6 protein-coding genes are annotated in these 5,648 nt (G+C 59.5%); 2 read left to right on the top strand and 4 right to left on the bottom strand.

What is annotated here, in order from left to right; genetic code table 11:
- Positions 1–756 precede the first annotated feature (756 nt).
- Together AACX78_RS21740 and AACX78_RS21745 are read left to right on the top strand one after the other, a co-directional pair.
- Positions 757–1,800: a type VI secretion system PAAR protein gene (locus tag AACX78_RS21740; protein ID WP_236556387.1), complete on the top strand. Its 1,044-nt coding sequence runs from the start codon at positions 757–759 to the stop codon at positions 1,798–1,800.
- On the top strand, positions 1,797–2,333 hold the full coding sequence (locus AACX78_RS21745; RefSeq protein ID WP_159167583.1) for a hypothetical protein: 537 nt from the start codon (positions 1,797–1,799) through the stop codon (positions 2,331–2,333). Before AACX78_RS21740 ends, AACX78_RS21745 begins: the two co-directional genes overlap by 4 nt.
- A gap of 25 nt (positions 2,334–2,358) precedes the next feature.
- Here the strand turns inward: AACX78_RS21745 and AACX78_RS21750 are convergent, their stop codons facing one another.
- The 4 genes from AACX78_RS21750 to AACX78_RS21765 all read right to left on the bottom strand — a co-directional run.
- Positions 2,359–3,972, bottom strand: a complete 1,614-nt coding sequence (locus AACX78_RS21750) for a hypothetical protein (protein WP_159167584.1) — start codon at positions 3,970–3,972, stop codon at positions 2,359–2,361.
- The gene (locus AACX78_RS21755; RefSeq protein WP_131730132.1) at positions 3,969–4,511 is read right to left on the bottom strand and encodes a baseplate complex protein; all 543 of its coding nucleotides are present in this window, start codon (positions 4,509–4,511) and stop codon (positions 3,969–3,971) included. Before AACX78_RS21755 ends, AACX78_RS21750 begins: the two co-directional genes overlap by 4 nt.
- Positions 4,508–5,389, bottom strand: coding sequence for a hypothetical protein (locus AACX78_RS21760; RefSeq protein WP_159167585.1), 882 nt, complete (start codon positions 5,387–5,389; stop codon positions 4,508–4,510). Before AACX78_RS21760 ends, AACX78_RS21755 begins: the two co-directional genes overlap by 4 nt.
- On the bottom strand, positions 5,386–5,648 hold a 263-nt coding region (locus AACX78_RS21765; RefSeq protein WP_201302971.1), incomplete at its 5' end, for a tail fiber assembly protein. The genes AACX78_RS21765 and AACX78_RS21760, both read right to left, overlap by 4 nt.

Consider the following 5,648-nt stretch of genomic DNA (forward strand, 5'->3'; position numbering starts at 1 on the left):
CTAATGTGGATTGAGACGATAGAGCGAGAAGAGGCCCCATAATGTGGGCCTCTTCTGCTTTTGGGTGCGGAGAACGCCAAGATGAAGCTCATTTGCTATGACTGCTTCGGTTAACCATCACAACTCAAGGTTTTTCAAAATTTCAGTTATCAGATCAGCCCTCATCACACCTAACCATTTGAAACATAACACCTTCTCGTTATTCCTCCGTAGCAAACGAGATCCTCCCCGATCATTTAAATTCCCACGAAAAGTACAACCATCCCAATACATTCAATGAGTTACGCTTTCACCTTCGTTATCCAGCCCCCCGCTAAACTGTAAAACCCTGCAATTCCTTTCGATCCTTTCAGATCCTCTCCAAGTCGCAGATCCTTTATCTGGCGCGGCCTGGGCCTGTGGTTTTGCGGTAATCCACTTTTGCAAAAAATTTTATTGATGCGGCGCGCAGGCGGGAGCGGAAGAGCGCGGATTCCGTGACGCAGACGCGGCGGTAGGCGTCGCCAGCCTGCACGGTGAGACTGTGAGCGCGCTCAGGATTCACGTAAGATGCAACACTGCCTGATGGCTCTATAGGATGCGGCGCCTTTCCCTGGCCATCTTTGGGCTGTCAGGCAGCCTGTCCGTTCGGTCACCCCTTGTCGTATAGCTGTTCATTTTGAGACTCGGTTCTTAACTTTCGGTTTAGAACTTTGACCAAGCTTCTAGTGACTCCTTACAGTATTCTGTTCTTGAATCACAGAATGGGGACACGCTATGGGTAATGCGGCTAAGGTCGGAGATATTGGAACCGACCATGACGGGTTTCCACCCACCAAGATTATCTCCGGTTCGGCAGATGTATTTATTGATGGCCTCCCTGCGGCTCGACTCGGTGACCCTCTTGAACCTCATGACAAACCAAATAACCCACCACATCCCAGATTCATCGCTGCGGGTTCTTCAACCGTCTTAGTGAATGGTCAACCACTTGCGTTCACAGGGAAGGGGGTTTCTTGTGGGGGTGTAATCATTGGTGGGGGAACTGTCACGGTTGGCGATGGAGCTCCATCTGCCCGTGCCGCCGCGATTGCTCCAGCCCCTAGCCCAGTGGAAATTCCCGCATTATCTCCCGGTTTTTGGCCTCCTTATAACCCTCTGACTGGTGAGTACCTTGATGTCGTTTACACACAGCCGGCACAAACCGTCGCTGTACTGACATTTGAAGAGCTCCAGGAACTTTGGAAAGAGCTCAACGCCAAAGACAACTTGGGGAATGCAAAATCTATCAAAGACGCTGGTGAGCGAATTCGGCTGGCTCAATCTACCGCTAAAGCATTAGGTGGTATGGGGGTAATTGCTTACACCAAAGTGATCAATGGCGAGCCCTATACGATCATCAAGAACTACAAACAGGTTCACAAAACGATCCCAGGTAATATCTGGAAGGCCAGCAATCCCAAAATCCTTCGGTTGGGTATAGGTGCAAAGGCAAATGCCCACTTGGTAAAGATGGGGTTCTTGGCTGATTTTGTCTTTTCTGTATCTATCAACGTTATTGATTACATCTTGAAAGATGAAGTCACGATGGTCGATCTCTTCAGCAATGTGGGTGTCGATCTTGTTAAAGGTACGCTTGCCAATGGCGTAGGCATCATTGCAGCAGGTGTTGTGGCTACAGTCTTTGGGCCTGGAATACTGTTAACTGGGACAGTATTTGCTTTGGCAACGATTGTTGCTGGTAAACTTATCGACTTTGCCGACGAAGAAGCAGAGCTCTCTGAGATGATGAAACAAGCGGTTAAGGCGAAGTTTGAATGACGACTGTGCATGTCTCATGGCAGATGCGGGCCAGTGGATTGGTTGTCGCGTTACTCGGGATCGGTGGCGTGTGGATGGCCATAATATTTGGTGCTGAATTCTTGGATTTGCTTGCACTGACACCTGCAGATCCATTGCGAATGAATGACTGGCGGGGCTGGTTTGCCATCTTCATCGGCTTACTTGCGACCCCCTTCATGCTGTACGCCGGTGGGAGATTGATGTTTTCCATAGCCATACCGGAGCCAGACCTTTCTTCAACGGCCGTTAAGCGACGGGGGATCATTGTCATTTCTCTGATTGTTGTTGCTGCTGCTCTAGGACTACTGACGCAAAAAGTCAGTATGTCGACTATTGAGCGTTTGGGATGGGAACAGTGTTACGTCAAACAGACGAGCTGGCGTTTTGGCAAAGAGCTCTACTCCCAAAATTGTGGTGCGCAAGGTCTCATGAAACTGGATCAGGCTTTAGACAAGCTCTCTCTGGAAGCACTGAAAGAGAAGCTTAACAAAGAGATGTTTGAGCAAAAATGAGTAAGGGCCTTAAAGGCCCTTCGTTTTACTCGATGATGGGGGATAGCTGGCTGGCCAGCTGCTTGGCCTGTTGGCCCTGTCCGGCCATGGCCTCGCTGTTACCAGGGGCTGGCCCGCTGCCGTGGGTGTGGCTGGCAGTGGTAGCCGCCAGCTGCTCCACTACCTTCATCAGCTGCAGCAGCAGTCGGAAGATGTTCACGCTGTCAGTCCCCATCCACGAACGGGGCGCCTCCAGGTGTTGCAGTTCGCCGGCAACCGCCCGGCGCAGTTGCCCCACCACCTCGATCAGATCCCCCGCAGTGGTCTGGCTCATGTTGCCCAGGCTCCCCATGGTGAGATCATCGCCGGCCAACAGCTCAATGGCCCCCAGTGCCTCGATGAGCTTTAACCCGCCCACCTCCTCAATGCTGTGTTGCGCCACCTGCAGCTGATGCTGGCCATGCTCCCCCAGGTAGTCGTCACTCTGGTGGTGCATCTGCAGGGCCTGGTCGTGCAGGCGGCGGTCAGTTTGGCGGCTCTGGTTGCCCACGGTATCGGTGCGGCTGAATACCTCGGACCGCTGCTGTTGCAGTTGCTCCCCCGGGGTGATGTCCGGCAGGGCCCAGCCACTGCCGAGCACGGTGCGGATAAAGGGCCGGTCGGCCCGCCCAAAGGCAAAGCCCAGCTCAACCAGAGTCCCTTCGAGGGGGAACTGCAGCAGCCCTTGCTCTTGCCCGCCGAACTGCACCGGCAGCGGTACCGCCCGATAAAGGGGCGCGGCCTTGTCCGGCTGGGCATCTTCGCCCAGCAGTTGCACGTCCACCGCATAGCGGGGGCGAAAGGGATCATTGAGCTGGCCAGCGCTGGCTTGGTCGCTGATGGCCTCGACTCGCCCGAACTTGGGCAGGTGCATCTTGTCGGCCAGCTCCGGGAACTCCCCCTCTATCTTGCGCCGCTCTGGCGACTTGCTGGTCTTGCCCGGGGTGGCGGTGGTCAGGGTCATCTCGTCACCCTTGAGTCGCACCCGCATCACCCGCTTGCTATTGAGGAGGGTACCGGGCCGGATGGCCGGCACCGGTGACAGGGTCAGGGTGTCGCCCGCCTGACGGCCAGACCAGGCCGGATCGAGTGTCACCTCCTTGTCATGCCAGCGGCTGTGGGCGTGGCTTCCTACAAAGATGGCGCCATCGGGTTGCTGGTACCAGACAAAGTCCGGCACCTCAAAGGCGCGGCCGGCGTTATCGAGCAGCTGATAGCCGGTGCCGGCGCTGGTGAAGTTGGGGATCGGCCGGTCAGTGTAATCGCAGCCCTGGGGTAGCAGAAAGGTCAGCCCGGTCTGGTCGGTCAGCCAGGCCAACAGGCCGCGCAGGGTGGCGTGTTGTTGGCTGACCGGCAGCCGAGTGCCCAAGGCGCCGGCCAGCTCGCGGCACAGCAGCTTGCTGGCGCCATTGGCGGCGCGCTGTACATCGTACACGTAGCCGGTGAACCAGCGGCGCAGGTCGCCGTTGTAGCCGGTGTCCAGGGTAAAGAGCTGCCCCTTGCTGGCCGTCCCCTCAATGGTCAGGGCAGCGCGGCCGCCGGCGTTGAGGTCCAGCACCAGATCGTGATCGACCAGGTGCACCGGCTGGCCGGCGAGGGTCAGGGAAGTCGATAGTTTCATGCCAGTACGTCATCCATCGGTTTGAGCACATAGCGCTCGAAGCTGCTGAGATCCGGTTCTCCTTCCCCCTTGCCACCGCCCTTGGCTGCGCTGGTGTTGTCGGTGCCCTGGCCCACGGTCGGGGCTTGTTTGGGCAAGCGTTGTTCGCGCTTCTCCGGTACCGAGTTGAACTCTTTCAAGGTGAACTGCACCTGCCAGGCCAGCAGGCCTTCTTGTTCGCTGGCGGTGATGCGTCCGGCAAACTTGGCCTGGCGCACTTTCACCGACTTGGCCAACAGCGACCCGACCCGGTAGACGTGGCGCTTGCCGCCGTTCCCTTTGGCATCGGCCAGCTCAAACAGCCGGCTCAGCATGCGTTCCTCTTTGAACGGGATAAGGCCGGAGACATCGAGCTCCTTGCCCTTGGCCCCCTGTTCGGCGCTGCTGGTCGAGCTGGTCTGGCCGCTCTGGTCCTTGTCCTGAAACTGCATCGATGCGGAGACCCGCATCGACTTCATGATGATGGGTTCGCCATCCAGGGTCAGCATGGCTTGGCTCATGGGGTTAACTCCTGCCAGAAGGTGAGCGGGGAAGGGGAGAGCAGCAGGGCGCCAACCGTCATGCTCTGGCTGTGGTCGGGTGGGGCGCTTTGGCCAAGCTGGGTGGCGAGGCTGGCCGCATCTCCCTGGCCTTGCCAGTGCCAGAGCGAACCGGACAGCTTACCCAGTTTGGTCAGTGTCTCGGCGAGTTGTACCAGGCGGTCAGCACGGCGGCTGGCCAGGGCCTGCAATTTGGCCATCGGGGTCTGGCTATCCCGAGCCAGGCTTTCGAGTTGGGCCAGCTCGGCCCCCAGCGCCATGCGGGCCGGGCGCAGCGGTGCCCAGGTCAGCGGCTCGTCGGCGCGCCAGCGTGGCACCTTGGCCGCCGTGGGCTGGCTCATGGTGTCGTTGTTAGCGGTGAGGCGGCGCAGGGCCGCGCACCACTCGGGCAGTGGCAGCAGGGCACAGAGGATTGCCAGCTGCTGGGCCAGGTCATCGGCGCTGTTGCCGGTCACCAGCCAGGCGAGGGCGTGCAGCTGGCCGGCGGGTAAACGCGGGTCGGCGCCGTCTTGTAGCTTGGCGGCCAGGGTGGCCACCGCCTTGGGGGCGGACAGGTGGTACTGGTTGCCCTGCTGCTCGCCCACCCCGTGCTGGTAGGGGGTGACGGCGAGGCAGCGGCCGGTCACCAGCAGCCGGTCGAGATCGCTGCGCAGGCTCGCCAGTGCGGCGGCCGCTTCGCTTAGCGGGTGGCGCTGGTACTGGGCACGGGCCGCAAGCCCCTGCAGTCGACCCATGGCGCTGGCTTGGGTGGCGGGCAGTTGGCCAAGTACGCCCTGGGCGCGGCTGTGCAGGCTGGCGGCACTGGCGGGCCAACGCAGCTGCCCTTGCGTCCAGCTCATTGCGGCGCCTCTGGCCAGCTGACCTCGGTGGGCCAGCCGTCGCTTTGCGGCAGGCGGTAGAGGGTGACCCGGTAGCGCTGCCAGGCGGTGAGCTGCTCGCGCTCCGCCTCGTTGATGACGCCCAGGGTGTCGGCATCCTCCAGCGGCGCCATGGCGCGGGCCGCCTGTTGCAGCTTATCCGTCAGGATGGCCTGTTGCTGGGCCTCGGTCGGCGGTGGCGGGGTGATCACCTCAATGGGACCAAACTCGCCAAACATGG

The sequence above is a fragment of the Aeromonas sp. 9A genome, from assembly GCF_963900955.1.
Taxonomy (GTDB): Bacteria; Pseudomonadota; Gammaproteobacteria; order Enterobacterales; family Aeromonadaceae; genus Aeromonas; species Aeromonas salmonicida.